The sequence below is a fragment of the Thermoproteota archaeon genome, from assembly GCA_030130125.1.
Lineage (GTDB): Archaea > Korarchaeota > Korarchaeia > Korarchaeales > Korarchaeaceae > Korarchaeum.
Window position 1 is genome coordinate 23,097 of record JARZZM010000004.1, and the last position, 26,695, is coordinate 49,791.

Consider the following 26,695-nt stretch of genomic DNA (forward strand, 5'->3'; position numbering starts at 1 on the left):
TTAGGCAATACCCATCACCTCCTCCAGAGAACGGAGGGCTCTCTCCGTCCATACGGTCAGCCTCCCCGGAACACCTCCCGGGGCCAGGTGGATCACGCTCAGGTTCCTGAGAGCGACTACATCAACTCCGGGTATGTTCCTGGCAGCTCTAGCTATCGAGGAGCTCTCGTTGAGGTATATTATGAGCGGACCCCTCGCCCTCTGCCTGACCCTTCCCCTCATCTTCCCCCGTCCGGCCCTTATCTTCTTGAATCTCCTCTTGGTCCTGTCCAGCTCGTCCTTCAGGCCTAGCTTCAGCAGCAGGGAGTGGAGTTCAGATGTCTTGGATATGCCCTCCAGATCGTCCGTCACTACCAGAGGGACATAGTCCAGATCCACCCTATGCCGGGCCTTGACCAAGTCTATCCTCCCAGTCGCCGCTATGGCCGATAGGATAGCCAGCCTCCTCTCCTTCTTGTTCACTCTCTCCCAGATGACCTTCCAAGATCTGGGCGCTGTGGTTTTCGCGCCGCCCACGGTCATGACCGCTCTAGCCGCCCTGCTGGCGGCGGGGTAGCCCCTACCCTTCACCCTAGGTACCCTAGCCACCCCGTGACCTGCCCCCCAAGACTCAGCCGACGTCCTGAGTCCGGCCAAGGGATCCCTACCTTGGGGCTGTATCCTAGCGGTCAGTTGGGACAGGTAGGTCCGCCTTATGGTGTCGGGCCTTACCTCCATGTCGAAGATGGAGGGAAGCTCCACCTCCCCTATTCTCTCGCCGTTCAGATTGAACACCGGAACCGATACCATGTAATCACCTCTTCAACCAGCCCACGGAGCTCACATAGCTTATCTCGGGCTCTGGAAGTTCCTCGTACTTGGGCCTTACCGGATGCCTCATGAACACGAACCTCTTCGCTGGACCGGGTATCGATCCGGAGAGGATCACATACTGGCTCTTCAGGATCCCGTAATTCTTGAATCCACCTTTGGGCGTTACGTTCAGGGCCCCCTCCTCGGACAGATCGGCCATCATCAGTATCCTCTTGTTGTACTCCGTCCTCTTGTGGTAACCGGTCTGGCCAGCCCTCGGGACCCTCCAAGTCACGTAGGGCGGATGCCTAGATCCCAAGCTCCCGACCCTCCATCTGCCCTTGCCGGCCTTGTGCCTGAGCAGCTCGACTCCGAACCTCCTGACGACTCCCTGCCACCCGTGCCCCTTGGTGACCGCGGTGACATCCACCAGCTGACCCACCTTGAAGACTTGGTTCACCTTGACCTTAGAGCCCACCAAGGACTGGGCGTACTCAAGCCTCCTATCCATGGACCCGCCCTTAATCGGGATTTCGAGGAATTCTGGCTTCTTCTTGTGTATTCCCGCCAGATCAGGCCTAGTGTAGGCTAGAATCCTGACCTCCTCTATTCTATCCTTGTTAGCCTCCACCTTGGCGAGGGCCTCGTCCCAGTTGTCAACCCCATCGCCTATAGTGAGAGTTCTGGAGATCAGGTCATTCTGCTCGATTTTGAGAGCTGTGGTCACGGCCTTCAGCCCGTAGTAGGTTCCCACGTAGGGCCTGAAGCCGACCACCTCTATTGGGGGGGTCTCCACCACGGTGGAGGCCAAGGTCACGGGCTGACCTATGTTGAGCTTACCAGGCCTATCCTCCTTCATCAGGACATGAACCATACCCACCTTATAGCCTGGGAAGGCCACTAGGGTCGGCTCCTCAAGGGGCAGTTCAGGGTAGGATCTGAAGACTGCCTTCTGAGTTCTAGCCCTCTTCCGAGGAGCGAATTGTAGCGAACCGTGTCTTCTGGGCATCACTAGCACCCCGTTAACTTTCCAACACAAGACAAGCTTGGGGTTTATTAAAGTTTGGTATGTCAGGGGGGTCCTCTCCTGTGGAGACAGCGAACTTCAGCGGCATATTCGATGCCGTCCTTGTATATCAGAGATCCAAAATAACCACGGCTCTCCAGAGGTCTCCCTCTTTCTCCACTTTGAGTTTGTAGTAGGTGACCGCTTTCACCTCGGTCTTGGGCTTGTGCCTCTCGGGATCCACCGGTTCGCCCCACGCCTTGCCTCTGAGCTTGGTACCTTGGATCGTGACCTCAAACTTCGAGAACACCAACCCCTCCACATCCGTGATGAACAGGAGCTCTGACAGCCATGAATGGAGGAGCAGGGATAGATCTTCAGATTCCAATTCCAGCTCCTTCCTTACAACTGGATTAACGCTCTCGACATCCACCATTACCTCATACATGGCGAGGGCTGCCTCCTCGAAGAGGGAGTTCAGGTCGTTAGCCCACACCTCGAACCCTACATCAGCCTCGACGTCGACCAGCTTCCTGCCCACAATATCACCCCGGGGGCAGGACGACAACGTAGCTGTCATCTACCCTAGCCGTCCTGGTCTTCCAAAACGGTTTAACTGAATCGAAAACGAAGATATAGCCTTCCTTCTCCTCTATTGAGCTTATGAAGACTGAAACGGGGTACTCGGTAATCCTGTCCCTCGTTGAGTCTATCTCTACGTCGAGGACGCCGGGAGCGGTGTGGTACACCTCCATCATGGTGGAGTTGTAGGTAAACTCCTTGGTCTCACCGGGATTGAGCTTCATAGTCCCATTTATGACGAGGGTCCCGTTCAAGAATATCGTTATGTTCCCCAATAGCTTGCTCATCCTCTCATAGTCTGACCCGATCGACAAGTTGTAGACGCCGGAGATGTGTATCTCTCCTTTAGACAGGGTTACCTCTGTGTGACCTAGTATGACCTTCGTTAGGTCTCTCATTTTGGCGTAAGAACCGATGTATATGTCCTCTATGTTGTGGTCCGTGAGCTTCAGGTAAACGGCATTGTATCCGGCTAGGGGTCTCTCGCCGGGACCAACGATCCGACCATCTATCGTCTGTATGGGATATATACCACCCTGAGATGCCCTCACCACGTAGATGTGGACTCCCGGACCCATCAGATTAATGACTAGGGTCCAGATCAGGAGGAGAGCCAGGAACGATGATCCCAAGGCCTCCCTGTATAGTTTCATCAGTCCAAGGTCCTTCAGTTCGCCCCCCCAGAGTTTGAGGGATAGGGGTGTAACGAGGAAGTAAGCAAGCAAGAAGAGGCTCAGCCCCTCCATCGGAGTGAGTCCAGCGATACCGCTCACTAGCCCGACTAGGGATGATAGGGCTACCCTGAGGTAGTAGACTTTGTGCTTTGGCTTCATCATGCCCCAGTAACCAATTGAATATATAAAGGGAGTTGGCCTGAGAAAGGCTGTATGGGACGGAAGAGAAAGGTTACTGGTCTGGATCTCAGGCATCTGGTCAGAGAGCTGATCTCTCTGGAGGGTAAAATACTTAAGAAAGCGTACATGCTGGATGAAGGTGTCTTTTCCCTCGTCTTCTATCCGGAAGTTGATGGGAGCAGGGAACTCGTGATCGACCTGAGCGGCTTCATTTTTCTGACAGACCTTAAGTGGCCAAAACCTCGGAGCCCGCCTCCATTCATCATGGCTCTCAGGAAGCACTTGGAGGGTAGGAAGTTCACTGAGATATCTCAGATAGGAGTCGAGAGAATCATTCGATTATCTTTCGGCGATATGCAGCTTGTAGTGGAGCTGTTCGGCGGAGGGAACCTCATACTCGCTCAGGAAGATGAGATCCTTTTACCCCTCAAGAGAGTCGAGTTTAGGGGTAGATCTATCAAGCCCGGCGAGATATACCGGCCACCAGCTGGTCCGGGGATTGAGCTGGATCCTAGAGATAGGGATGCCATACTGGCGCTCCTAAGGAAGGGTGTGAAGGAGAAGCTACCCCTATGGAAGGTGTTGATAGGATCCTTCGGGGTGGGTCCTCCTTACACGGACGAGATCTCTCTCCTGACGGGTGTGGATCTGAAGTCGCCTCTACCCGAGACCGAGGCTCCTATCGCTGAGCTGGCTGATCTGATCCATTCGTTCCTCAATAGGGAGACGGAACCCCTAGTTTACGTTCAGGGCGATGAAGTGGTGAGTTTCTCGGCCTTCCCGCTACAGCACCTCCAGATGGAGAGGAGATCCGTATCTAGTCTGTCTAGAGCGATTCAGCTCTATTATACCGCTGAAAGGCCTGAATACGAGGAAGACCAGAAGATAAGGTCGTTAGAGGTTGAAATTCAAAGGCAGGAAGAGCTGAAGAATGAGTATGCGGAAAAGGCGGAGGAGTACAGGTCTATGGGCGATCTCATATATCTCCACTTGACCGAGGTGGATGAGGCGCTGAAGAAGGCTAGGAGGGGGATTTCACTTCCTCCCATAGTTTCAGTTGACAGAAAGTCCGGCAAGGTCGTGTTGAATCTGGATGGTCGGGAGATCGAGCTAGACATGCTCAAATCGGCCACTGAAAACGCTTCCGAGTACTATAACAGGGCGAAGAAGTATAGGGAGAAGCATGAAAGGATCGATACGGCCATTTCGTCCTTGAAGGAGAAGCTTAACAGGCTCAGGAGTGAAGCCAAAGAGAGGGCTTCCAAAAAGGTCCCAACTAAGAGACGGAAGCTCCGATGGTACGAGAGATTCAGGTGGTTCTATACATCGGGGGGCTTCCTAGCGATAGGGGGGAGGGATGCCCAAACCAACGCCGAGATAGTGTCCAAGTACTTGGACGAGAACGATCTGTTCTTCCACGTTGACATGCCGGGGGGCTCAGTGGTGGTGCTCAAGCTGGATGGGAAGGAGCCGGATGAGGCATCAGTGAATCAAGCAGCCACAGCAGCTGGGGTGTTTTCTAGAGCATGGAGAGAGGGTCTGACCTCGGTGGACGTTTACTATGTCAAGGGGTCCCAAGTCTCGAAACACGCGCCCTCCGGACTGTATCTCCCGAAGGGGAGTTTTTACATAACTGGTAGGAGGAACTACTTGCGGGTGAGGCTCGAGATCTGCGTGGGCTTTCAGGAGACCCCTGATGGAATCAAATTGACTGCAGCACCCCCGGGAGCTCCTCTCCTCTACTCTGTATGTCTTAGACCTGGATCCACTGGCAAGGAAGAGGCCGCAAAAGTGTTAAAGAATGTGCTGGAGAGCTGGCTGCAAGAAAACATTAAAATACGTGGGGACTCAGAACCCTTGGCGGAGCCTGTGGAAGTGAGTGTGGATGATATAGTGAGGGCGTTGCCCCCCGGAAAAGTTACGATAGTGGAGTGATAGTTATGTGGTCTCTGCTCCCCGAGAAAGGTGATGAACCCAAGTTCAGGCTTAAGGTATCCGAGATAATGAACAGGAACCTGATCACCGTGACCCCTCAGGATACTGTCTTCAAGGTAGCGCAGCTCATGAGCGAGCATAACATAGGCTCCGTGGTCGTGATGGAGAAAGGGCTCCTGAGGGGGATAGTCACGGAGAGGGACCTGATCTCCCGGTACATAGCTAAGAAGGACGGAAGGAGACCTGAAGAGGTTAAGGTAGAGGAAATCATGACCAGGGAGCCTGTTATAGTCAGGGACAACATAGATATCGATGAGGCCGCGAGGATCATGGTGGAGCACAACGTCAGAAGGCTGATAGTGGTGAACTCCAACAAGAAGGTAGTGGGGATAATCTCCTCCCGCGACATCCTGAAGGTAGCTCCTCACATATGGTTCATCTTGTCCGAGAGGTTGAGGCTAGCTAAGTCTAAGAAGGGTTGGAGCCTAGTATAAAGGGGGGTACCCGATTTTGATGGCTAAGGTAAAGGATTATATGACCGATAGAGTCGTCACCGTGACCCCCCGAGATACCCTCGGTAGGGCCCGGAACCTCATGTTAGAGAGGAAGATAAGGCGATTGGTGGTTGTGGAGGGAAATAACGTAGTTGGAATAATTACCGCGACGGATATCGCTAAGGCCCTAGCTAGGAGGGGTGCGCCCTGGAGATGGAGGAATCCAGAGAACTCCCTAATCGACAGGTTCATGACGAGGAATCCCGTAACAATAGGGCCCGATGAGCTCGTCAGGACCGCCTCCAAGGTTATGAGCGAGAAGGGCATAGGGGGCCTTCCAGTGGTGAAGGACTCTTCCCTAGTGGGCATACTGACGGAGACAGATATCTCCAGGTTCTTCGCCGAGAGTATGAGGGGCTCCTACAAGATAAAGGATCTTATGGATGAGAACTATCAGGTGATTCCCCCGAATACCAACCTAAAGAAGGTGGCCAAGCTGATAGCCAACGGCAGCAGGGTCCTGATAGTTGGATCGGAGGGCAACTACTTGGGCATGATAACCGAGGGAGATATAGCCCTGTGGGAGCCCAATCTCGCTAAGAAGTACGTTCTCATCCCATCGAGGACCGGAAGGATCAGCGTGGACGTCCGGGTGAAGACCGCCAGGCACATAATGAAGGAGATAGAGATAAGGCTCAATCCTGAGGAAGATGCAGCCAAGGCTGCTAGGTACATGATCGAGTGGGGGGTGAGTGCAATCCCCGTCTTCGATGGGAACGAGCTGGTGGGTGTGGTCGATAAGAAGGCCCTAGTGAGAGGTGTGGCAAATGCCTAAGAATGATGTTTCTAGCATAATGAGGACCTCGGTCATCACGGTCGATAAGGGAGAAACTGTAGAGGTCGCATTGGACCTCATGGAGAGGAACGATGTGAACCACTTGGTAGTCACCTCTGGATATAAGGTCGTCGGAGTGCTCAGCATAAGGGACGTAATGGAGGGCTTGGGCTCGTCTAGGTTCGAGAGGATACCGGCTAGGAGGATATACGTCAGCGCCCTGATGACCGAGCCTCCAGTTACTATCGGTCCCAGAATGTCCATAAAGGAGGCAGTTTCTATCATGCTCGAGAATGGGATCGGATCGCTCCCAGTGGTGGAAGGAGATAGGTTAGTAGGTATAATTACCGAGACGGACTTAGTGAAGTCCCTCGATTATGATGGCGACATTGAGGCCTTAGTGAAGGAAGATCACCCGAGGATAATGCCCAATGAGAGGATAGTCCATGCGAGGAACGTGATGCTTGAGAGGGGCGCTAGGATACTCCCTGTGGTGGAGGGAGGCAAGCTCATAGGCATAGTTACGGAGAGGAATCTGGCAAGGGCTTTCCTAGACGTTAGGGAAAATGTGGATCCCATACGCATGGACAACGTGGTCAGGAAGATCTTGGTGGAGGATGTGATGGTGGAGGCCCCGAGGAGGCTCAGAGGGTTCGTCCTAGTGAATGAGGCCAGAGACCTCTTCCTAGAATTGGGCCTACCAGCCCTTCCCGTGGTCAACGAAGACGATAAGGTGATCGGCGTCCTAGAGAGGAGGAGCCTACTCAGGTTCATCGGATGAGGGGATCCAGTAGCATCCCCATTATTCCGAGAAACATGGAGAGTTTCAGCGTGCTGCTCAGTCTCTTAGCCTTAATCTCATCTATTTTGAGCGATTCCTTAGCGGAGTAGAGTAATAGGGGAATAGAGAGAATCACTGAGAGGAGAAAGTATACCGGGCCCGTCAGGCCAGCTAGAGGAGGTAAAATTGTGAGGACGGAGGCCACAATGATCATCAGGGAGGCGTAAGCGCCTGCCCTCTTGGGGCCCATCACCACCGCCACCGTCCTTAAACCATAGAGTGAATCTCCCTTTAAGTCCTCCACGGTTTTCACCACCTCCCTAGCTAAGTTGGATGTGAAGGCTATCGTGGAGAATAGGATCACCTTTCCATTGAGTCCGTCAGCCGCCAAGGCTCCAAATATAAGAGTAAATGCTACCCCCAAGCTGACTAGGATATTACCCACTAGTCCCATCGCTTTGATCCATCGGGCGTAGAGGTACCAAGAGAGGGCGAAAAGAGAAGCTATGACGAATTCTTCCACACCTAAGGGAATGCTCAAGGCAACCCCTATGAGGGACAAGACGATATAGGAAGTCATCGCTTCCCTAGGGGAGACCTCCCCAGATGGTATGGGTCTGTCTGGTTTATTCACTCTGTCTATGGGAGCGTCAAAGTAGTCGTTCACCGCATTACCGGCCATCAGGATGAAGGGCGGCACAGCGCAAGCCAAGATCAGATTCGGAATGAGCCCAAGGGAGGCAGATACGTTTACCCAGCCGACAAGAACTCCCAATACGGACATTAGGGCGTTCTTGGGACGGAAGAGCCTCAAGTAGCCCCCGATGTTGCCGCCCCCCATGGACCTACACCGGTCCCTTTTTATGGGCTAAGAAATATACCTATCGGGATCGGATTTGCCCGTCAGAGTCGGTGTAGTGGGGTGCGGGTGGTTCGGATCCGCTCACGCTAGAGTGTACAGGACCATAGGCGAGGCTCAGCTCGTTGCCGTCATGGATATCGTTGAGGAAAACGCCAAGAGGTTGGCGGAGATTTACCATGTGAACCATTACACATCGATAGAGGAGATGATCAGGAGGGAGTCTTTGGATGCTGTAAGCATAGCTGTCACTCCGCAGTACCTCTTTCGAGCCACAGAGGAGGCTTTAGAGGCAGGGGCATCCGTACTCGTCGAAAAACCGGTAGTTACCAGTAGGGAAGAGCTCTCGAATTTGGAATCCCTCGTTAAGAGAGCCGATAGTGTATTCATGCCTGGATTCATAGAGCTCTTCAACCCGGCGGTGTCCATGGCCAAATCGCTTCTAGATGATGAGAAGATAGGCAAACTGTTGTCCATATGGTCCAGGAGAGTAGGAAGACTCCCTAAGAAAAGTATTGGCTGGAAGATAGGTGTCTCCTTGGACTTAGCTATACATGAGATGTATGTGCAGCACCACATAGTGGGAGAGGCACCCTCAAGTGTGTCCTCCTACACGGCTAAGCTGCTGGACGGTGAGGGAGGAGAGGACCTCGCGATATTCCTCGCTAGATTCCCAAGTGGGATAGTTTCCACCATTGAAACGAATTGGCTCACGCCATCGGGGATCAGGGAGGCCCTGATAATGGGTGACGAGGGCAGTCTCATTGTGAACTACCCTGATCAAATGGTGAGGATAGAGTCATCAGACAGGGTAGAGCAGCCTAGGATAAGGAGGAAGGAGCCCCTACAGGGAGAACTCGCGTACTTCGTGGAACATGTGAGAAAGGGGGATGATCCCGAGATAGGGATCGACTTAGCCAAGAATGTGCTGAATTCCTTATTCGAGGGATTGGAGAACAGATTGGTTTCCTGAGGGATGCGGGAATGCCTGTGGAGGGAAGGCTCAAGGAAGGGATGATCTACGTGTCAGAGCAGGTCGACAGACTCTATAAGCAAGGATACGGTGAGATCATCGGTAGTGAGCTAGAGCTCCACCCGCTTGAGGCCGCATTCCTAGTTTGGAGGGGGAGGTTGAGGGTTCTCGGCGAGAGCGGTGAAGTCGGGCTGCGGGATCTTATGAGACTCTTTGTGAGCGATCCTAGGGCCTTCTTGAAGTACGTGGTGTTCAGTGATCTCAGGAGAAGGGAAAGGCTCGTCGTGTACGAGAGATCAACCGACTTTCTCAGGCTCTATCCGAAGGGGGCTAGAGTGGGAGAGGCTGCTGCTAAGGATCTGATCCTCCCTCTCTCCGAGGACCAGCCCATACCCCATAAGTACATCTTGGACACCGTTGAGAAGGTGGCCAAGCTGAGGAAGGGTCTTATATTGGCTGTCGTGGATGACGAGATGAATGTCACCTACTACAGGGCCCAAAACTTCTTACCCGATAAGAGAACCGGATACGATATCGAAGAGTTGCCGGAGCTTATAGGTACCCTAGTGGGAGATAGGGTTGTAGTGTTCGACGAGAGGTCCGGAGATCTATACGCTAAGGGATTTTGGGGTCATCCTCTTGGTGTGGATAAGCCCGAACCGTTCAAGCAGTACGAAGAGCCCCTGCAGCTACCCCTGATAGAAGCTATATACCTCTCCTCCAAGGGCAAACTGAGGGTCGAGACCTACGATGGGAGGATCTTGGACCTAGACAAGTTGAGAAGGATCTTTTCGGAGGTTAGAGAGGGGTCTAGGATCAGGGAGAGGGTGTTCAGGTACTGGAGGGATTTGGGATACGTTCCCAAGGCTGGATCCAAGTACGGAGCCGACTTCCTGGTATACGAGAGAGGTCCTGGTCTCGAACATGCACCTTACCTATGCGTAGCTGGATCGATAGGAGATAAGGTGCGTCCTGTTGATCTGATAAGGTCTGGGAGGGTTGCAACTTCAGTGAGAAAGGACCTCATCGTATCACTAGTTTCTGGAGAGCATGTGGTCAGCTACAAGATGTCCTGGTTCAAGCCTTGATCACCTGGGCGAAATCCTCTACGGACAGCCCCTTGGACCTCGCTGTCCCTATATCTATAGCGATGGATCCCGATTTCAATTCCTTGGCATCCTCCATCTTCAGCAGGTAGAACTTACCCCTATCTGAGGAGAACTTCACCGCGAACCAGCACTCCCCCCCAAGCAGCTCTGCCAGCCTCCTCATGGAGGTCACCTCCTCTGAGGGAATGTAAACGGTCTCCTTAGATGTGGTCTTAACTTCGATGACAGCTATTCTTCCCTTGTAGCCAGCGATCACATCGCTAGATGGATGACTGGTGGATCCGCTTCCTGCTATCCTCACTGCCGCTATTCCCTGCCTCCATAACTTGTCTAGGAGGTCCCTCTCTGCTCTAGTCCCCTTGGCCTTTCTCCTCAACCCCTCTCCCCCGTAAGCCTGAGGGGGCCATCTGCAGTTACGAGGACCGTGTCCTCATATTGGGCGACCATCATCCCCGAGACCTCGATCAGGGGAGGGTAGGGTATGAGGATCCTCTTATCTACCAGTCTGGACAGGGCATGATTAACTCTGTGGCCGATCTCCTTGAATAGCCATCTCTCACAGAAGGGAAGCCTCTTGTAATTCTTTTCCACTATCTTGAGAATCCTCCTCTCAATCTCATCGCGGGTTCTGCCCTTCTTCCTACCTAAGGAGAATATTAGGGGCTCTCCCAAAGGAACCACATATCCTCTGGCCTCTAGGAGAGTTACGAAGGGCTCTATTGCGAAGATGTCTCCCTCCTTGATCTTGTAACCCATGCTCCTCCCGGTTGGGACGTTTGGAACCTCGATGCCAGCGTGGAGTTCGTATGGCCTCACCATATGGCCAGTGAGGTTGAGTATGGGCTTGTATCCCGCTGACACTATCGTGTCGTATATCGCCTCGCTGACCTCCCTTATCTTGTTCCCCGGGATCATCCTATCTATCGCGTTATCGAGGGCCTCTCTGGCAACTTGAACCATCTCCTCGTATTTCTCTTCGAGAGCGACGGATCTAGCGGCATCTACTATCCACCCTTCCAAGTGGGAGCCCATATCCAGCTTTATTAAGCCAGTTTCCGGGATCCTCAGTTCGTCCCCTGGAAAGGGGGTGTAGTGAGCTGCGACCTCGTTTATGGAGAGGTTGGTGGGGAAGGCCAGTGAGTACCCTCTATCCCTGACCAGTCTCTCGGATTCTTCAACAAGATCCAGAACGCTTGCACCGGGTTCGATCTTTCTTCTCATCTGCTCTAGGATGTAAGAGTGCTCTTCACCCAGTTTCAAGTAAGATTCAAGCTGCTCATCATCCATGCCCTATCGCTGGAACTCTCACGGGAGGATTATTAAATCGTTTCATCCCATTCGCTTTGTGAGGTGGCTGGACGTTAAGAGAGGGTGCGATGACGCCTGTGTCAGTGAAGTGGTGGGTGTATGGAGATCCGGAGGGCTAGTGGTCTACCCCACGGACACGGTATATGGGCTGGGCGCAGATGCGGAGAATGAGAGGGCGGTGTTGAGGGTGTACGAGGTCAAGGGTAGAAGGAGAGACAAGCCTCTGACTATAGCGGTCAGCGACTTTGACATGTTGGAGAGGTACGCCGTGCTGAACGAGGTAAGCAGGGAGCTGATTAGGCACTTCCTACCGGGCAAGGTGACTTTCATACTGCCCAAGACCGAGAGGGTCCCGGATTCTGTGAATCCTAGGGCTATAGGCGTGAGGATCCCGGATCTGGATCTGACTCGTGGCCTCATTAGATCCTTCGGGAGGGCCGTAACGGCCACTAGCGCGAACAGGTCGGGCTCACCCCCTAAGAGAGATCCTAGGGAGGTAGCTGAGGAGATCGAGGTTGATCTACTCCTAGACTGCGGCGTTCTTCCACCCAGCAGGCCATCCACCGTAGTGGACCTCACGGGTGAGAGACCCGTGCTAGTGAGGGAGGGAGATGTGCCATTCGAGAGAATACTGAGGGTTTACGAGAGGGTAAGGTGATCTCACTAGGTATAGAGTCGACGGCCCACACCTTCGGGGTGGGGATCATAACCTCAGAGGGCGAGATACTCGCCAACGTGTGGGACTCCTACAAGTCTCCGGAGGGAGGCATGAGGCCCCATGAGTTAGCTGAACATCATTTCAACACCGCGGTGAAGGTGATAAAGGATGCCTTGGATCAAGCTGGTCTGACCCTCTCTGATATCTCCATCATCGGTTATTCTCGGGGACCTGGAATAGGACAGGCCCTGTTAATAGGAGCCTTCATCTCCAGATCGCTGGCACTGAAATATGGGAAGCCCTTAGTGGGTGTCAACCACCCCTTGGCCCACGTGGAGATAGGCAGGAAGATCACCAAGAGTTACGATCCCGTCGTGCTCTACGTTTCCGGTGGCAACACCCAAGTGATCACCCACAACGGCAGGAGGTATGTGGTCTTAGGAGAGACCCTAGATGTGGGCTTGGGTAATGCTCAGGACAAATTGGGCAGAGAGATAGGGCTGCCCTTTCCGGCCGGACCGAAATTGGATAGGATGATGGGTAAGTGGGTGGAGCTCCCCTACACCGTGAAAGGGATGGACCTGTCGTTCAGCGGCCTCCTCACCGAGGCATTGAGGAGAATAAAGTCGGGAGAGAGGGTCGAGGATGTCGTCTGGAGTTTCATGGAAGTGGCCTTCTCCATGACGATAGAGGTGGCTGAGAGGGCCTTGGCCCTGAGCGGTAAAGACGAACTCCTATTAGTCGGAGGGGTCGCTGCCTCCCCTAGATTAAAGGAGAAAGCGGAGGTCATGTGCCGCGAGAGGGGTGTTGAGCTCAAGGTACCCCCCGTGGAGCTCGTGAGGGACAACGGGGCCATGATAGCCTGGACCGCGATACTCTCTTATAGGATAAGGGGGCCGGAGCCCATTGAGGAGTCTTCCATAAAACCCCAGTGGAGGATAGATGAGATAGAGTGGCCACTGACCGACATCTGAGGGTGATCGATTGGGAAGGAAGAGGTTCAATGTGTGCCTATCGGGTCTCACTGGGAGCGGCAAGAGCACACTAGCTAGGAGGTTGGTTGAGAGGTACGGATTGAAGAGGGTATCCGGCGGAGATATACTGAAGGAGATAATAGGGGGTAAAGAGAGCTTGAAGGATCCGGGCTGGTGGGAAAGGGAGGAAGCCAGCAGGGCGATGGCCGAGAGGATGTCCAATCCGGAGCTGGACATGGAAGTGGACAGGAGGCTCATGTCCTTAGCCTCTGAAGGGGGCTACGTACTAGACTCTTGGACCATGGCCTACCTCTTGGACTCCGAGGACTGTATCAAGATCTTCCTGAAAGCAGATCTGGAAGTTAGGGCTCTCAGAGTAGCTAGAAGGGATAGGATAAGCTTTGATGAGGCGGTAAAGAGAATAAAATTGAAGGAGGAGGAGACTTATCGCATATATAAGAGGATCTACGGCTTTGAGCTCGGCAAGGACCTCACTCCCTTCCATCTCGTATTAGACACCACGAGGTTAAATGCCAGCGAGGTACTCTCCATAGTAAGCAAATTTATTGATAGTTGGTTGAAGTAATTTGATATTATATCCCCAGTTATATTAGAATATAGTTTATTTTGTTACTAAGGAGGGCAGCGCTCCGGCTCAACTTAATATTCGACGTTGGACAGATATGCATGATAGGGGAGATGCTGGTAAAGGGACTGCTGGATGAGGTAGAGGAGATAGGTCAGCGGTACGGCATAGTAGGAAGACGAGAGGAGCTACTCAAGATGCTGGTTGCGGTCAAAAGCGGTAGACACATACTTTTGGAGGGACCGGTTGGTGTCGGCAAGACGCTCCTCGCCAGATCGATAGCGGAATACCTCTCGAGGGACTTCGTGAGGGTAGATGGTGATGAGAGACTTAACGAGACGAAGCTGATCGGATATTGGGATCCTCCTATGGTGTTGAAGAAGGGATATGTCGAAGAGGCCTTCGTTCCCGGGCCCCTTACTAGGGCTGCAACCAGTGGCTCTGTCCTCTTCATAAACGAGTTGAACAGACTCCCAGAATCGGCTCAGAACGCGCTTCTCCCCGTCATGGATGAGGGTCTCATTCACATACCCCACTTAGGGACCCTGAAAGCGAAGAGTGGGTTCCTCATAATAGCCACGCAGAATCCGGAGGAGGATGTCGGCGTGCTCAGGTTGTCTGAGGCCTTGAAGGACAGGTTCGTTCTCGTTAAGCTGGGATATCCTAGAAGGGAAGAGGAGGTGGAGATAGTCAGGAGGCATGTGCAAGATATCGATGATGAAACCGCCGAGATCAGCGTGGATATCGTGAGGAGCACCAGAGAGCATCCGAGCATCCTGAGAGGTGGGTCAATAAGATCGTCCATAGACTTGGCGAAGATAGCGCTGATGCTGAGGGGCGACGGGGAGCGCTGGTACAATGCCGCCCTCATGGTCCTACCTCAGAGGATAGAGCTCAGGGACACAGCTGTCAGCAAGGAGTCCCTGATAAGGGACATCGTTAGATCAGTACTTGGAGGGGGGGAGGGTTTTCTCGAATTGAGGAGCCGTTAAAGGCTCCGATGACGGATTATCCCCAAGTAAGAAACATACCAGGCCTTAGAGAACCTCTAGCAAGCGATTACGAGGTGCTGAGGAAAGCTGCGGAGTACTACCTAATGGAGGGAGATCTCCAAGGATTGTTAAGGATATCCAACTACAGCCAGATAGTGGTGGCTAAGGCCATATCCAAGGGCAACTTCACCCCAAAGATGGTCTCTTCCCTAGAGAGAGATCCTGAGGCCGCCGTCAGGCTGTACAGGCAGGTCAGATGGAGGCTCAACGAGAGGGCTAGGAGGATGTTCAGACGGCTGGTAGCAAAGGCCGTGGTGAACTTAGTTGTGAAGGGGGGGAGGGGTAATTTGGAGGAGGACAGGAGATCAGAGGCATCTTACGAGGTAGGAATGGATTTCGATGTTGAGAGGACCATCGAAGAGCTAATTGAGAGGGGAAAGAAGATCGATGAGTTGGATTACAGCGACATCGTGGGTTTAGATAAGAGGAGAAGTGAGTGCTCTGCTGTCGTCATAATAGATTCCAGTGGTTCCATGTCCGGCAGGAAGATACTGAGCGCCGCCACCATGGCCGCGCTGATATCTCACAAGATCAGAAGAGGTAAGTATTCCGTTATCGGATTCAACAGTGAGGCCTTTCCGATCAAGCATGTGAATGAGAGCAAGGGGTCCATCGAGGTCGTGGAGGATATACTGGACTTGGTGCCCCTAGGCTACACCAATATAGCTGACGGCTTAATCAAGGCTCTAGAGGAGTCCAAGAGTCTGGTGAATCCGAGGTTCATATTGCTGACCGATGGGGAGTACAACGTGGGGGAGGATCCGAGAAAGGTGGTATCCCATATCAGGGGATTGCATGTAGTTTACGTAGGGAGGAGATCTTCCAGCAGAGGGGCCAAGTTCTGCAGAGACCTAGCTAGACTGGGTAATGGCAAGTTCCATGAATTGAGGGACCCGCAAGAGATACCCAGACTCATGAGAAGTATACTCAGTTAGTTCTCGAGCGGGAATATAGTTAAATACCCTTAACACTCAGATAGAGAGCGGGCGGGGGTGGCCGAGATAGGTCCAAGGCGCCAGCCTTAGGAGCTGGTGGGCAGCAGGCCCGCGTGGGTTCGAATCCCACCCCCCGCACCAGTCAAGCTAATTCATCATAGATGTCACTCTGGCGGCTAGTCCGCTGAGATGCCATCGAATTCTAAGCTTAATTGATCCACTTAGCTGAGCGTTTCGAGCTGGAATCCCGCACATATCCTATAAGCAGTCCAAAATGGTGCGGCCGCCGGGATTTGAACCCGGGTCGCCGGCTTGGGGGGCCGGCATCCTATCCAGGCTAGACTACGGCCGCACATGGCGGGCCCGGGGGGACTCGAACCCCCGACCTGCGGCTTAGGAGGCCGCCGCTCTATCCTTGCTGAGCTACGGGCCCCACTCAGTAGTTTGGGTCAACCCATTTATAACTTTGACTCGGAACAAAACTTATTACGGTGGTCTCCCCATACAATGATGGGCCGGGTTGGCCGAGCGGTTCAGGCAGCGGGCTGCAGACCCGTAGACGGGGGTTCGAATCCCCCACCCGGCTCTACCTCACTACAAGTCTTCCCTTCTTCACTCCCTTGCTCCTTCTAAGGTGTTCTGTTTCGTAGAAGAGCTTCCTGAGGAGCTGCTCCTCGACCGGGTCAGGGTCCACGCCCCTGCGTGGAGCCATTCTCCTGTAGGTCCTGATGGCCGACTCTGGATCCAGTTCGTAGAGACCCCATCCGAGGCTCCTAGCGTAAATGGTGAACGGAGGTACGTCCTCATGCACTAGACCGTGTAGATGCGATGCAGGACCGATCCTGACTCCTGCATACGTCAATGTCCCTATAGAGAGCTTGGCATGATCTCCTATGAACGCACCCACTTTATTGAGGCCCGTTGGAACTCCCCCCACCTTGATCTCGCCGTAAGTATTCTTCAAGTTGGAGGTTATGGATCCAGCTCCTATGTTCACCCACCTGCCGACGTAGCTGTGCCCCAAGAATCCCAAGTGATACTTGTTCGAGTAGTCCGAAACTATGCTAGTGGTCACCTCCCCTCCTATCCTCCCTTGCACCCCTATGTAGCTCCCAGCAACCCTAGAGCCGGTGACTATGACAGTATGCGGGCCTACGTAGAGTGGCCCTTTGAGATAAGCGTAAGGCTCAATCTGAACACCCTCACCAATGACTACAGGTCCCTCCCTGGCATCTATCGTTACAGGCCCAAGAATTTGTAGTTCCTCAGGCAGATCAACAGGATAGTTCCCCAGCACCTTGATTTCTCCGAACTTCCTGCTAGTGGGTGGTTTGAAGAAATCCATCAGGTCCTTGGATAGGTGAGTGATTAACGATGTCGGGGAGACGTCCCAAGGCGAGGTGAGAAGGTGGGCATCGCACGGCCTCGCCTTGAATGTCCCCGCGTCCCCTCTGAAGATCATGAGACTGTCATCGTAATCTAGGGAGCTGACTCTAGCGGCGACCACCTGCCCCTTACTCACCAACGCCTCACCAAGTTCCAACCCCCTGACTTTGGACAGGACCTCAGGCGATATCAGACGAGAATTCAGCAGTAGAGCAGGATCTCCGAAATCGGGTTTTCTATCCTTAGGGATCTTCTCCTCGTATCCATCCCTCACGAGCCATCTCGTTCGAGTACCCAGCCATTTATCCATCCTCTCGAACTGCTTAACCCCACCAACTACGATCTCCTGCATCAGTGTGAGGTCGGTCAGGGGGGAGATGTCACTAACCCGCGAGTCCTCGAACAGCACCACTTGGATCATAGGCACCATGCTACACCTGATGGAGTTTTTTAAGTCGGATGCCATTCCACCTCTCGTAAGGGTGAAAAACTTTGTCCCTAACCTACGAGCGCTATGAGTTCAAGAAGCTGATAAAAGAGCTTAAGGGTAAGAGGGGTAGAGGTACTGAGCTTATATCCCTATATATCCCACCCGGGAGAAACGTTTATGACGTTATAAAGTACTTGAGGGATGAGTACGATCAAGCGAGCAATATCAAGGACAAGCTAACTAGGAAAAATGTCCAGAGCGCCATAGAGAGCATAATACAGAGGCTCAAGCTGTACCGGAGGGTACCTGAGCACGGACTGGTCGTCTTCTGTGGTGCGATACCTCAGGGTAAAGATAGAGGGACTGAGAAGATCGAGATCTACGTGATAGAACCACCAGAACCTGTCAGATCCTTCCAGTACGTATGTGACCACGAGTTCTACGTAGAACCCTTAGAGGAGATGGCTAAGGAGAAGAGGGCCTACGGCCTCATAGTTATGGACAGGGGAGGCGGCGTCATAGCCGTGCTCAGGGGCCCCAACTACAAGATAGTGGACTGGGTCACCTCGGACATACCTCCAAAGCACAGCGCTGGAGGACAGTCCCAGAGGAGGTTCGAGAGGATAAGAGAGGAGAGGGTGCACGACTTCTTCAAGAGGCTGGGGAAGAGGGCGAATGAGGCTCTCCTACCATTAGAGGATGAGCTAGAGGGGATAATAATTGGAGGACCAGGGGATGCTAGAGAGAAGTTCGAGGAGGGTAACTTCTTGGATTACAGATTGCAGAAGAAGATAATCGCGAATATACCTCTGTCCTACACAGAGGAGCAAGGGGTCAGGGAGTTGGTGATGAAGGCGGAGGATCTCCTGAAAGAGTCCTCCCTCTACAAGGAGAAGGCCTTGGTGGAGGAGGTTTTTCGACTCCTAGCCAAAGGGCCAGGCAAGGTGGCTTACGGGATAAGCGAGGTCGAGAGAGCGCTGGAAGCCGGAGCTGCCGAGAAGGTGCTAGTGCTGGAGGACATACCCGTGAAGAAAGTGAAAATTAGGTGCTCGCAGTGCGGCTACGAGGAGCAGAGGATAATCAGGAAGGACAGGGAGGCTTCTCTATCCGGCTGGCAGTGCCCGAATTGCGGGGGAACGGTATACGAGGTGGAGGAGTTGGACATAATAGAGCACTTGGGAGAGATGGGAAAGCAGAGCGGTGCTGAGATCTACGTGATCTCCTCGGGTACTGAATGGGGTATGCAGCTCAAAGCTCTGGGCGGCGTGGCAGCTGTTCTCCGATATGAATTGAGGGAATACTGATCCTCTGACTGTAAAATTTTATTTAGGGGAGTGGGTAGTTGGTCATTGGGCCGGTGGCGCAGGTTGGTAGCGCGCCGCCTTCGCAAGGCGGAGGTCGGGGGTTCGAGTCCCCCCCGGTCCACTGGGCCCGTGGCTCAGGCTGGTCAGAGCGCCCGGCTGATAACCGGGAGGTCGGGGGTTCGAGTCCCCCCGGGCCCACTAGGGTGATCGATTTGAGGTACATCGTCTTGGACACCTCCTTCTTGATGGCCTTGACAGAGCTCAGATTTCTGAGCCTGAGCGACCTGAGGAAGTTCTATCCCAATGCAAAATTAGTCACCACAAAATCCGTGGTCAAGGAACTTGAGAGTTTTCTCAGGGGAGGGAAGAGGGTTTCTGCCAGCGTTGCCCTGCAGGTATTAGAGAGGCATGACATCATTGTGGATGAGAAATATCGCGGAGAGGTTGACGAAGATCTAATTGCGCTGGCTAAGGAGTTGAGAGCTGTTGTGGTCACATTCGATCTTAAGTTGAAGGAGAGGCTGCTGAGAGAGGGCATTCCTGTGATATACCTCAGGGCAGGGAAGAAACTAGTGCTCGATGATCCGTTAAGGTTAAGTAAGGAAAGCTGATCTCTGGAGTGGTAAGACCTCTCGGGGCCAGCGGGGGAATGGAAGAATTGTTTTATATAACGGAAATGAGCGATGTGGGTTTCATAAGGCCTGCCGATATAACTGGGGATATTAGATCAATATTGAGGGAGCAGTTCGGCTCAAAGTACATAGGACGCTACCTCAGGGATGTGGGTCTGGTTCTGGATGTGCTCAAGGTCACTGAATTGAGCCACGGTAAGTCCATCATAGGCAGTCCAAACATATACGTCAGGGCGAAGTTCAAGGTATTGACATACCTCCCCCTCAAGGACGAGATAGTCGAGGGAGAGGTGGAGAACATCGTGGACTACGGGATGTTCGTCTCTATAGGTCCGATAAGCGGGTTCGTTCACATCTCCCAGCTGGGCGATGACGTCTTCATACATAGGGCGGGGGTTTTGCAGAGTAAGAAGGCGAAGATCACCTTTAGGAAGGGGGATAGGGTCAGAGCTAGGATAACCACGGTGAGTAAGCCCAGTCCCGCGGCTCTCCTCAGAGGAGAGCCTATAGTCAGGGTCTCCTTAACGATGAGACAGCCGAAGCTCGGAAAGATAGAGGAGAAGGAAAAAGAGATGGAGAATCGTGAATAGGTGATCTTATGGCTAAATGGAAGGCCTGCAGGAATTGTAAGGCCCTTACTACCGATAACAAATGTCCCTTATGTGGATCTGATGACTTAACCTACAACTGGGAGGGCATAGTCGCCATCACAGACCCTCTACGCTCCCAGCTCGCCAAGATGCTCGGTCACGAGAAGGTGGGTATGTACGCCCTGAGGGTGTGGTGAGGTAGAGGTTATATATTGGAGGGGTGAACGCAAGAAGGGAGGCGAAAATGGAGTTGGAGATCGTCAGGCGCAGGGAAAACCCGCTGCTGCAGAGGGAAGAGGTCATCGCTAGGGTGCGGTTCGAGGGTGGCACCCCATCTAGGAAAGAGATAAGAGAGGCCCTAGCCAAAGAGCTCGGGAAACCCGTCGGAAACCTCTTTATCAGGAGGATTATCACCGAGTATGGGAAGGAGGAGGCCGAGGTCGTGGCAATGGCCTATAACAGCAGGGGCTTTGCCCTACTTATAGAGCCGGACCACATAATAAAGAGGAATGAGGGAGAGGGGGAGGGAGTATCCTCATGAAGCACAAGCCAGTTCAAGTGTGGAAGTACTACTCCATTGAGGGGAACAAGCTGGTCAGGAAGAAGAGGATGTGCCCGAGATGTGGCTCCTTCATGGCTGAGCACAGGGACAGATACACCTGCGGTAAGTGCGGTTATACTGAGTTCAAGAAGAAGGGCTGATCCCTCCGCTCCTGCAGCGATTTTATATCGGATTCGGGGTACTAATCTCCGGGCCCGTAGCTCAGCATGGATAGAGCGCCGGCCTCCGGAGCCGGAGGTCGGGGGTTCGAGTCCCCCCGGGCCCGCCATGAGGGAGGTGCTTCGGTTTGAGGGATGAAAAGGTGTGTGTGATAGAAGGTTGTAACGAACCAGCCTCGAAGGAGGTAGATAGATCGTTCCTCCCCTTCATCCAAGAGTTGAAGCTGAAGGTGAAGGAGAACACCGGGAAGAAGATCCCCCTATGCAGGAAGCATTACAAGATGGTGAAGCAGGTCAGGGACGCTCAGCTCTCAGGCTTCTAGGTCTGAGCTCGATAACAATCAGCTCATGAAATGCTAGCTTCCTCCTGCCTAGTATGCGGGAATTGAATCCCCTCTTTCTTCCCCATTCTAGAGTCAGACGCGGCTCGTTGTAGTCCGCGTGCAATACTGCTGCCTTACCATCCTCTTTAATAACACGAGGAAGATCGGAGAGGAAGCGATCTATGAGTTCCCTGCCCATAGAACCCCCGGCCCAAGATATGGAGAGCTTGACGTTGCTCGGGGGTTCCGGGAGATACGGTGGGTTGAACGTTATTATGTCGAAGGAAGAATCCTTGAAATGATCCATCAGGTCACCCTGGGTGACATGGATGTCTACACCATTTAGCTCGGCATTTCTACGTGCTAATTCCACTGACTCAGAGGTTATGTCCGTCGCGAAGGTCTCACACCCCTTCCTAGCCATGAATATTGCTACTATGCCCGTGCCCGTTCCCACATCCAAGCATTTAATTCCTTTAAGATCTCCCCACAGGTCTACGGAGTCAATCATGAGTAGTGAGTCCTCGGCAGGCGTATAGACCTCCCTGTCAGTCTCGATCTCGAGACCTCTCACTCTGATCTTAGCTCTCTCAGCCAAAGTACCACCTCCAATACCTCCTCTGGAGAGAGATGGTACGGTCTTCTATCCACATGGGGAGCCGATTCCACCTTTTCGCCCACCAAGGGTCTCAGGACGTTCCTAAGGGTTCTCTTCCTTTTAGAGAATATCGTCTTGGAATACTTGAGGATTGCCTCCCTCACCTCGGGTTCAACATCCTTGGGTTCTATCACCACTATGGCCGATTCGACCTTAGGTGAGGGTTTGAAGGCCCTCCTTCCCACTATAGCCACGATATTCACGCTGAAAAGGAGGGAAGATATCACCGTCAGGCTTCCATATTCTGAGGTCCCAGGGGAGGCGACCATCCTCTCGGCGAATTCCCTCTGGAAGGTCATTACTGCCCTCTCGAAATCGCTCCTCGCGAGACCTATCAGAATAGTGGAGGACAGGTAGTAAGGTGGGTTAGCAGCCACCTTCTCGTAGCCTCTGATGGGTAGCACCTCTCTGATGTCCTTCTCCACTATTTCCACCCGGGGATCTGATGAGAACCTCAACTTGAGATGCCATATCATGCTGGGGTCCTTCTCTACAAGTGTAAGCCTCTTGGGACTTCTCTTCAGGATCTCCTCGCTCAGATTTCCAGTCCCAGCTCCCATCTCTATCACGGAATCGGTGGATCTTATTGAAAGTAGATCCGCCATGACACTGAGCCACTTCCTCGATATCATTATGTGCTGGCCCAAGCTCTTTTTAAGCCTCAGGAGAGATCACCGTCCTTTGAGAATGAGGTTAACAAGCTTATATATGGTTTCTTAGGTTAGCTAACGGGTGAGAAGCTTGGGTGTGGAGTCTCTCTTCAAGAAAATCGATGAGGTGAGATGGGAACTTCCAAAAGGGTTTAAACCCGGAATGAGGGTTCCTGGGCTGGTCTTCGCCAGTGAAAAGCTGATGAAGCAGATAGAGAGGGGAGCTGTGGAACAGTTGGCTAATGTAGCAACACTCCCTGGCATTTACAAGTACTCCATAGCTATGCCAGACATACATGAGGGATACGGGTTCCCCATAGGGGGAGTGGCCGCCTTCGACGCTTATGAGGGGGTGATAAGTCCTGGAGGAGTCGGCTTTGACATCAACTGCCTCTCCCCGGACTCGGAGATCCTAACGGAGCATGGCTTCAGGATAAGGCTCTCGGACCTCCCCAAGAGGCCCCACGGCATCAGGGTCTACGATGCCGAGGAGGGCCACAACGATTACTCGGACCTGCTCTTTGTGGCCGTGAGGGAGGCCGATGAGTTCGCGATCAGGCTGATCACCGAGACGGGCCGCTCCCTCGAAGGCAGTGCAGATCACCCCGTCCTGACCCCCGAGGGTTACAGGCAGATGGGGGAGCTGAGGGCCGGCGATTCCATCGTCGTGTACCCGTTCGAGGGCGTGGAGTATGAGGAAAGGAGCGGGGTGCTGCTCGATGAGAGCGCCTTCGAGGATCCTCAGGTGAGGAGGTATTTGAAGGAGAGGGGCCTGATCCCGCTGCGCTGGGAGGACCCGAGGATCGGTACGATAGCGAGGCTGCTTGGCTTCGCGATGGGGGACGGCCACCTCGGGGAGATGTCAGGGAGGCTTCACATCTCCTTCTACGGCCTGAAGGATACGCTGGAGGAGGTGCGGAGGGATCTGGAGAGGCTGGGAGTGAGCGCGAGCCTTTACGTGAGGAGGGGCGATAACTCGGAGCTCAGGGTGGCCAGCAGGTCCTTCGCCCTTCTGATGGAGAGGCTTGGGATGCCCAAGGGTAGGAAATCGGAGGTCCCCTTCTCGGTCCCTGAGTGGATAAGGAAGGCGCCTCTCTGGGTGAAGAGGAACTTTCTGGCAGGCCTCTTCGGGGCTGACGGTAGCGCACCCATCTTCAAGAGGTACACGTCCCTCCCGATACACTTCACCCAGCACAAGAGGTCAGGGCTTGAGGACAGCCTCCTGAGCTATCTGAAGGACATAGCGGGCCTGCTCAGGGAGTTCGGTGTATCGAGCCTCATATACCGGGTAGAGACCGTGGAGGGAAGTGTCTCATACAGGCTCGCGATAGAGGGGGACGAGAACATAAGGAACTTCCTAGGAAGAGTGGGCTACGAGTACGATCCGAGGAAGAAGGAGAGGGGTCTCTGGGCCTATGCATACCTCGTCAGGAAGGAGAGAGTGAAGGAGATCAGGCGTGAGGCAGCAGAGAGGGCCAAGGAGGTCCACAGGAGGACGGGAAGTCTGAAGGAGGCCTACGAATCCGTGAAGGATGTGGTGAACAGGAGGTTCGTCGAGCGCTCGCTTTACCAACCAGTGGGGGACGCTAGGCCTCCGAAGGGGTTCCCGACCTTCGAGGAGTTCGTCGATGCCTACGGGCTGAGGGGGGGCATGATCATCGAGAGGGTCGAGAGAGTCGAGAGGGTGAGGCCCTCCTACAGGGAGTTCTACGATGTCGGCGTCGAGCACAGGGCCCATAACTTCGTGGCCAACGGGATGATCGTCCATAACTGCGGGGTCAGGCTGATAAGGACCGATCTGAGCGAGAACGAGGTCAGACCCAAGCTGAGGCATCTGGTCGACACTCTATTCGCCAATGTCCCTTCGGGATTAGGCAGCAGAGGCAAGTTGAGGTTGACGCCACAGCAGCTCGATGAGGTTATCCTAATGGGAGCCAGGTGGGCCGTGGAACACGGTTACGGGTGGGAGAAGGACTTAGAGCACGCTGAGGAAGGTGGAATGATGGAGGGAGCTGATCCATCTGTGATCAGTAGGAGAGCAAAGGAGAGAGGTGCACCTCAGCTCGGGACCTTAGGTAGCGGGAATCATTTCCTAGAGGTCCAAATAGTTGATAAGATCTACGATCCCGAGACAGCCAAGGTTATGGGGATACTGCACGAGGGTCAAGTGACGGCCCTGATACATACAGGTAGCAGAGGCCTTGGTCATCAAGTAGCAGATGATTACCTAAGGCTAATGTTATCAAGAGTAGGATCTTTAGATTTCAGGTTACCAGATAAGCAGCTTATCTGTGCCTATACTAGCTCAGAGACCGCCCAGAAATACTTTAAAGCTATGAAAGGTGCCGCGAATTATGCTTGGGCCAATAGACAGATGATAACACATTGGGTAAGAGAGTCGTTCGAAAGGGTATTCGGGAGAAGCGCGGAGGATATGGGTATGTGGCTTATCTATGATGTAGCACATAATATAGCTAAACTTGAGGAGCATGAGATAGATGGTAAGAGAGTGAAGGTATTCATCCACAGAAAGGGGGCCACTAGGTCATTCCCACCAGACCATCCAGACATTCCTAGTGATTATAAAAGCATTGGCCAGCCAGTGCTGATACCTGGATCCCAAGGAACGGCATCTTACCTAATGATTGGTACTCATCGGGCTATGAGCGAATCCTTTGGAACTACAGCGCATGGCGCTGGCAGGGTTATGAGTAGATCTAGGGCTAAGAGGATATATAGAGGTACCCAGATAGTCCAAATGCTTGCGGAGAGGGGGATTATAGTGAAGCCGGCTTCATATGCGGTTGCTGCCGAAGAAGCACCAGGGGCATATAAGGATGTAGACGAAGTAGTAAATGTAACTCATAGGGCAGGTATAGCTAGACTTGTGGCGAGGCTTAGACCAATGGGTGTGGTCAAGGGATAATGGTCAATTTTATTAACCTGCTTTCTTATAGCTCATAGGTGTTTGGATTGACAGATAGACCCTTCGTACTAATAGATCTCACGGTAAAAGATGCCAATACAGGTGAAGTATATCAAACTACACGAGAAGAAGTAGCTAAGGAGAGTGGTATCTATTTAGAGGACTCAGTATACCTGCCTATCCTTGTCATACCTGGCGAGACAAACTTGTTTCCTAAGGTCCTAGAGAAGGTATTACAGCTAGATGAAGGAGAGAGTTTCTCTGTCGAGCTTGGACCTGAGGAGGCGTATGGCAATTACGATAGAAGCAAAATTAAGGGATTTTCAGTCAAAAGGCTTGAGAGAGAGGGAATACAGCCAAAGATCGGTGAGTTTGTCTATATCGATGGGCAGAGAGGGATTGTGAAGTCAGTAACTGGTGGAAGAGTCACCATAGATTTTAACCACCCACTTGCAGGGAAGGAGCTCGTTATTGAGGGAGAAATCGTCAGGAAGGTTGAGGAGGATGTTGACAAAGTCCGAGTAATAGTGGCTGATGCCTTTGACGTCGGGTTTGAAGATATAAAGGCTTCGCCCTCTGGAGATAGTGTGGTCACGGTGGAGCTACCCTCTAAAGCTTATGTGCTAAGAGATGCTTATTCTAGGAAGATACGTGCCTTATCGCTGATAATGAGGCATGTTAAGAGTATTAAAAAGGTTAGATTTGTAGAAGAGTTCGAAATACCAGGAAGAGAGGAAAGTACGTCTCAATCCTAATCAATATTTTACCTCAACCTCATATATCTTAAACCCGGAGGTCTTGCCACACAATGGCTTGAACGGCCCGGCCTCCCTTACTAACCTAATCTTATCCCCCGGTTTCAGACCATCCGGCCTACAGTACTGGAAGTTTTTACAAGTAACTAGCTCACATTCTATTGGTCTATAGTGTATTGTTGCTCCTTCTATCACTCCAGAGGGTAGCGCTATCAGTATGTTAGCCCTCCTTAATGTTGCTAGGACTAGCTTTCCGTGCAAAGGACATTCGAATCTCTTTTTTGAATTATTTTCTACTGCTTCATATACTCTTCCCTCCTCCAGCCCTTCTACGCAGGCTGATTTTGGTCTGCAACTGTTTCGAGTATCCGTAATTCCTTCAAAGATGAACCTAAACCCTTCAAAAGCTAATTCAGCTGGAACTAAGCTCCTTCTCTCCTCATAGGGCATGTTATCCTCACTGACGCCTTCTCAGCGGAATCCTTTTAATTCAATTCCGACCCATCAGATGGGAAGCTACTTCGCCAGTATCGCATCTGTTAAGGTGATTATATGTACATGAGTGATGTAAAAGCTAGAAATCCTGTG

The 26,695-nt window shown here is 52.8% G+C and carries 31 protein-coding genes and 7 tRNA genes; 25 read left to right on the forward strand and 13 right to left on the reverse strand.

The window, feature by feature from the left end:
* The 4 genes from rpl4p to QI197_01050 form a co-directional block, all read right to left on the reverse strand.
* Positions 1 to 789 carry a 50S ribosomal protein L4 gene (gene rpl4p / locus QI197_01035; GenBank protein MDK2371958.1) on the reverse strand — a complete coding sequence of 263 codons (789 nt, stop codon included), beginning with the start codon at positions 787 to 789 and terminating at the stop codon, positions 1 to 3.
* A 4-nt stretch (positions 790 to 793) separates the two neighbouring features.
* Positions 794 to 1,801 (reverse strand): 50S ribosomal protein L3, encoded by a 1,008-nt coding sequence (locus tag QI197_01040; protein MDK2371959.1) that lies wholly within the window; start codon positions 1,799 to 1,801, stop codon positions 794 to 796.
* Positions 1,802 to 1,928: 127 nt separating this feature from the next.
* Entirely contained in the window at positions 1,929 to 2,339 is a 411-nt protein-coding gene (locus QI197_01045; protein ID MDK2371960.1) for an archease, read from the reverse strand.
* A gap of 4 nt (positions 2,340 to 2,343) precedes the next feature.
* Entirely contained in the window at positions 2,344 to 3,213 is an 870-nt protein-coding gene (locus QI197_01050) for a hypothetical protein (protein MDK2371961.1), read from the reverse strand.
* A gap of 54 nt (positions 3,214 to 3,267) precedes the next feature.
* Here QI197_01050 and rqcH point away from each other — a divergent pair, with 54 nt between their 5' ends.
* Genes rqcH through QI197_01070 form a run of 4 tightly spaced genes read left to right on the forward strand, consistent with a single transcriptional unit; the run spans position 3,268 to position 7,279 of the window.
* Positions 3,268 to 5,169: a ribosome rescue protein RqcH gene (gene rqcH, locus QI197_01055; GenBank protein MDK2371962.1), complete on the forward strand. Its 1,902-nt coding sequence runs from the start codon at positions 3,268 to 3,270 to the stop codon at positions 5,167 to 5,169.
* 5 nt (positions 5,170 to 5,174) lie between these two features.
* Entirely contained in the window at positions 5,175 to 5,663 is a 489-nt protein-coding gene (locus QI197_01060; GenBank protein MDK2371963.1) for a CBS domain-containing protein, read from the forward strand.
* Between the two features lie 19 nt (positions 5,664 to 5,682).
* Positions 5,683 to 6,498 (forward strand): CBS domain-containing protein, encoded by an 816-nt coding sequence (locus QI197_01065; GenBank protein MDK2371964.1) that lies wholly within the window; start codon positions 5,683 to 5,685, stop codon positions 6,496 to 6,498.
* Entirely contained in the window at positions 6,491 to 7,279 is a 789-nt protein-coding gene (locus QI197_01070) for a CBS domain-containing protein (protein ID MDK2371965.1), read from the forward strand. Before QI197_01065 ends, QI197_01070 begins: the two co-directional genes overlap by 8 nt.
* On the opposite strand, the gene QI197_01075 is transcribed toward QI197_01070, so the two are convergent.
* The gene (locus QI197_01075; GenBank protein MDK2371966.1) at positions 7,269 to 8,120 is read right to left on the reverse strand and encodes a geranylgeranylglycerol-phosphate geranylgeranyltransferase; all 852 of its coding nucleotides are present in this window, start codon (positions 8,118 to 8,120) and stop codon (positions 7,269 to 7,271) included. The two genes, QI197_01070 and QI197_01075, sit on opposite strands and share 11 nt — an antisense overlap.
* Before the next feature lie 55 nt (positions 8,121 to 8,175).
* On the opposite strand from QI197_01075, the gene QI197_01080 reads away from it, so the two are divergent.
* Both QI197_01080 and endA read left to right on the forward strand, forming a co-directional pair.
* Positions 8,176 to 9,111 (forward strand): Gfo/Idh/MocA family oxidoreductase, encoded by a 936-nt coding sequence (locus tag QI197_01080; protein MDK2371967.1) that lies wholly within the window; start codon positions 8,176 to 8,178, stop codon positions 9,109 to 9,111.
* Between the two features lie 11 nt (positions 9,112 to 9,122).
* Complete coding sequence (gene endA / locus QI197_01085) at positions 9,123 to 10,199, forward strand: tRNA-intron lyase (GenBank protein ID MDK2371968.1); 1,077 nt, start codon at positions 9,123 to 9,125, stop codon at positions 10,197 to 10,199.
* Here the strand turns inward: endA and hjc are convergent.
* Entirely contained in the window at positions 10,189 to 10,596 is a 408-nt protein-coding gene (hjc, locus tag QI197_01090) for a Holliday junction resolvase Hjc (GenBank protein MDK2371969.1), read from the reverse strand. The genes endA and hjc overlap by 11 nt on opposite strands.
* Positions 10,593 to 11,507, reverse strand: coding sequence for a type II methionyl aminopeptidase (map, locus tag QI197_01095; protein ID MDK2371970.1), 915 nt, complete (start codon positions 11,505 to 11,507; stop codon positions 10,593 to 10,595). The genes hjc and map overlap by 4 nt, the downstream gene beginning before the upstream one ends.
* Before the next feature lie 58 nt (positions 11,508 to 11,565).
* On the opposite strand from map, the gene QI197_01100 reads away from it, so the two are divergent.
* The 6 genes from QI197_01100 (at position 11,566) to QI197_01125 (ending at position 15,874) form a co-directional block, all read left to right on the forward strand.
* Positions 11,566 to 12,186: an L-threonylcarbamoyladenylate synthase gene (locus tag QI197_01100; GenBank protein ID MDK2371971.1), complete on the forward strand. Its 621-nt coding sequence runs from the start codon at positions 11,566 to 11,568 to the stop codon at positions 12,184 to 12,186.
* Complete coding sequence (gene kae1, locus QI197_01105) at positions 12,183 to 13,160, forward strand: KEOPS complex N(6)-L-threonylcarbamoyladenine synthase Kae1 (protein ID MDK2371972.1); 978 nt, start codon at positions 12,183 to 12,185, stop codon at positions 13,158 to 13,160. The genes QI197_01100 and kae1 overlap by 4 nt, the downstream gene beginning before the upstream one ends.
* Positions 13,161 to 13,170: 10 nt before the next feature.
* Positions 13,171 to 13,746, forward strand: a complete 576-nt coding sequence (locus tag QI197_01110) for a cytidylate kinase family protein (protein MDK2371973.1) — start codon at positions 13,171 to 13,173, stop codon at positions 13,744 to 13,746.
* A gap of 113 nt (positions 13,747 to 13,859) precedes the next feature.
* On the forward strand, positions 13,860 to 14,738 hold the full coding sequence (locus QI197_01115; GenBank protein MDK2371974.1) for a MoxR family ATPase: 879 nt from the start codon (positions 13,860 to 13,862) through the stop codon (positions 14,736 to 14,738).
* 8 nt (positions 14,739 to 14,746) lie between these two features.
* Positions 14,747 to 15,733: a VWA domain-containing protein gene (locus QI197_01120; GenBank protein MDK2371975.1), complete on the forward strand. Its 987-nt coding sequence runs from the start codon at positions 14,747 to 14,749 to the stop codon at positions 15,731 to 15,733.
* 51 nt (positions 15,734 to 15,784) lie between these two features.
* Positions 15,785 to 15,874, forward strand: a tRNA-Leu gene (locus QI197_01125).
* 134 nt (positions 15,875 to 16,008) lie between these two features.
* Here QI197_01125 and QI197_01130 read toward each other — a convergent pair.
* Both QI197_01130 and QI197_01135 read right to left on the reverse strand, forming a co-directional pair.
* Positions 16,009 to 16,085, reverse strand: a tRNA-Gly gene (locus QI197_01130).
* Between the two features lie 3 nt (positions 16,086 to 16,088).
* A tRNA-Arg gene (locus QI197_01135) sits at positions 16,089 to 16,166 on the reverse strand.
* A gap of 81 nt (positions 16,167 to 16,247) precedes the next feature.
* Between QI197_01135 and QI197_01140 the strand changes: the two genes are divergently transcribed.
* A tRNA-Cys gene (locus QI197_01140) sits at positions 16,248 to 16,319 on the forward strand.
* Here the strand turns inward: QI197_01140 and QI197_01145 are convergent.
* Positions 16,320 to 17,585 (reverse strand): putative sugar nucleotidyl transferase, encoded by a 1,266-nt coding sequence (locus tag QI197_01145; GenBank protein ID MDK2371976.1) that lies wholly within the window; start codon positions 17,583 to 17,585, stop codon positions 16,320 to 16,322.
* A gap of 26 nt (positions 17,586 to 17,611) precedes the next feature.
* Here QI197_01145 and prf1 point away from each other — a divergent pair, with 26 nt between their 5' ends.
* The 10 genes from prf1 to QI197_01195 all read left to right on the forward strand — a co-directional run bounded on the left by prf1 (position 17,612) and on the right by QI197_01195 (position 21,118).
* Positions 17,612 to 18,853 (forward strand): peptide chain release factor aRF-1, encoded by a 1,242-nt coding sequence (prf1, locus tag QI197_01150; protein ID MDK2371977.1) that lies wholly within the window; start codon positions 17,612 to 17,614, stop codon positions 18,851 to 18,853.
* A 47-nt stretch (positions 18,854 to 18,900) separates the two neighbouring features.
* Positions 18,901 to 18,974, forward strand: a tRNA-Ala gene (locus tag QI197_01155).
* Positions 18,975 to 18,976: 2 nt separating this feature from the next.
* A tRNA-Ile gene (locus QI197_01160) sits at positions 18,977 to 19,051 on the forward strand.
* A gap of 14 nt (positions 19,052 to 19,065) precedes the next feature.
* Positions 19,066 to 19,464: a hypothetical protein gene (locus tag QI197_01165; GenBank protein MDK2371978.1), complete on the forward strand. Its 399-nt coding sequence runs from the start codon at positions 19,066 to 19,068 to the stop codon at positions 19,462 to 19,464.
* A gap of 38 nt (positions 19,465 to 19,502) precedes the next feature.
* A complete protein-coding gene (locus QI197_01170; protein ID MDK2371979.1) occupies positions 19,503 to 20,075 on the forward strand; it encodes a DNA-directed RNA polymerase in 573 nt (190 codons plus the stop codon).
* Positions 20,076 to 20,083: 8 nt separating this feature from the next.
* Positions 20,084 to 20,272, forward strand: a complete 189-nt coding sequence (spt4, locus tag QI197_01175) for a transcription elongation factor subunit Spt4 (protein MDK2371980.1) — start codon at positions 20,084 to 20,086, stop codon at positions 20,270 to 20,272.
* Between the two features lie 47 nt (positions 20,273 to 20,319).
* The gene (locus QI197_01180) at positions 20,320 to 20,616 is read left to right on the forward strand and encodes a 30S ribosomal protein S24e (protein MDK2371981.1); all 297 of its coding nucleotides are present in this window, start codon (positions 20,320 to 20,322) and stop codon (positions 20,614 to 20,616) included.
* The gene (locus tag QI197_01185) at positions 20,613 to 20,777 is read left to right on the forward strand and encodes a 30S ribosomal protein S27ae (protein ID MDK2371982.1); all 165 of its coding nucleotides are present in this window, start codon (positions 20,613 to 20,615) and stop codon (positions 20,775 to 20,777) included. The genes QI197_01180 and QI197_01185 overlap by 4 nt, the downstream gene beginning before the upstream one ends.
* A gap of 50 nt (positions 20,778 to 20,827) precedes the next feature.
* A tRNA-Arg gene (locus QI197_01190) sits at positions 20,828 to 20,905 on the forward strand.
* A gap of 18 nt (positions 20,906 to 20,923) precedes the next feature.
* Positions 20,924 to 21,118, forward strand: a complete 195-nt coding sequence (locus QI197_01195; protein MDK2371983.1) for a hypothetical protein — start codon at positions 20,924 to 20,926, stop codon at positions 21,116 to 21,118.
* Here the strand turns inward: QI197_01195 and QI197_01200 are convergent.
* Positions 21,090 to 21,716 carry a methyltransferase gene (locus tag QI197_01200; protein MDK2371984.1) on the reverse strand — a complete coding sequence of 209 codons (627 nt, stop codon included), beginning with the start codon at positions 21,714 to 21,716 and terminating at the stop codon, positions 21,090 to 21,092. The genes QI197_01195 and QI197_01200 overlap by 29 nt on opposite strands.
* Complete coding sequence (rsmA, locus tag QI197_01205; GenBank protein ID MDK2371985.1) at positions 21,689 to 22,441, reverse strand: 16S rRNA (adenine(1518)-N(6)/adenine(1519)-N(6))-dimethyltransferase RsmA; 753 nt, start codon at positions 22,439 to 22,441, stop codon at positions 21,689 to 21,691. Before rsmA ends, QI197_01200 begins: the two co-directional genes overlap by 28 nt.
* An 82-nt stretch (positions 22,442 to 22,523) precedes the next feature.
* On the opposite strand from rsmA, the gene QI197_01210 reads away from it, so the two are divergent.
* Both QI197_01210 and QI197_01215 read left to right on the forward strand, forming a co-directional pair.
* Positions 22,524 to 25,352 (forward strand): intein-containing RctB family protein, encoded by a 2,829-nt coding sequence (locus QI197_01210; GenBank protein MDK2371986.1) that lies wholly within the window; start codon positions 22,524 to 22,526, stop codon positions 25,350 to 25,352.
* Between the two features lie 47 nt (positions 25,353 to 25,399).
* Positions 25,400 to 26,107 carry a peptidylprolyl isomerase gene (locus QI197_01215; protein MDK2371987.1) on the forward strand — a complete coding sequence of 236 codons (708 nt, stop codon included), beginning with the start codon at positions 25,400 to 25,402 and terminating at the stop codon, positions 26,105 to 26,107.
* Here QI197_01215 and QI197_01220 read toward each other — a convergent pair whose 3' ends face one another.
* The gene (locus QI197_01220) at positions 26,108 to 26,557 is read right to left on the reverse strand and encodes a UPF0179 family protein (GenBank protein ID MDK2371988.1); all 450 of its coding nucleotides are present in this window, start codon (positions 26,555 to 26,557) and stop codon (positions 26,108 to 26,110) included.
* Positions 26,558 to 26,695: the final 138 nt, after the last annotated feature.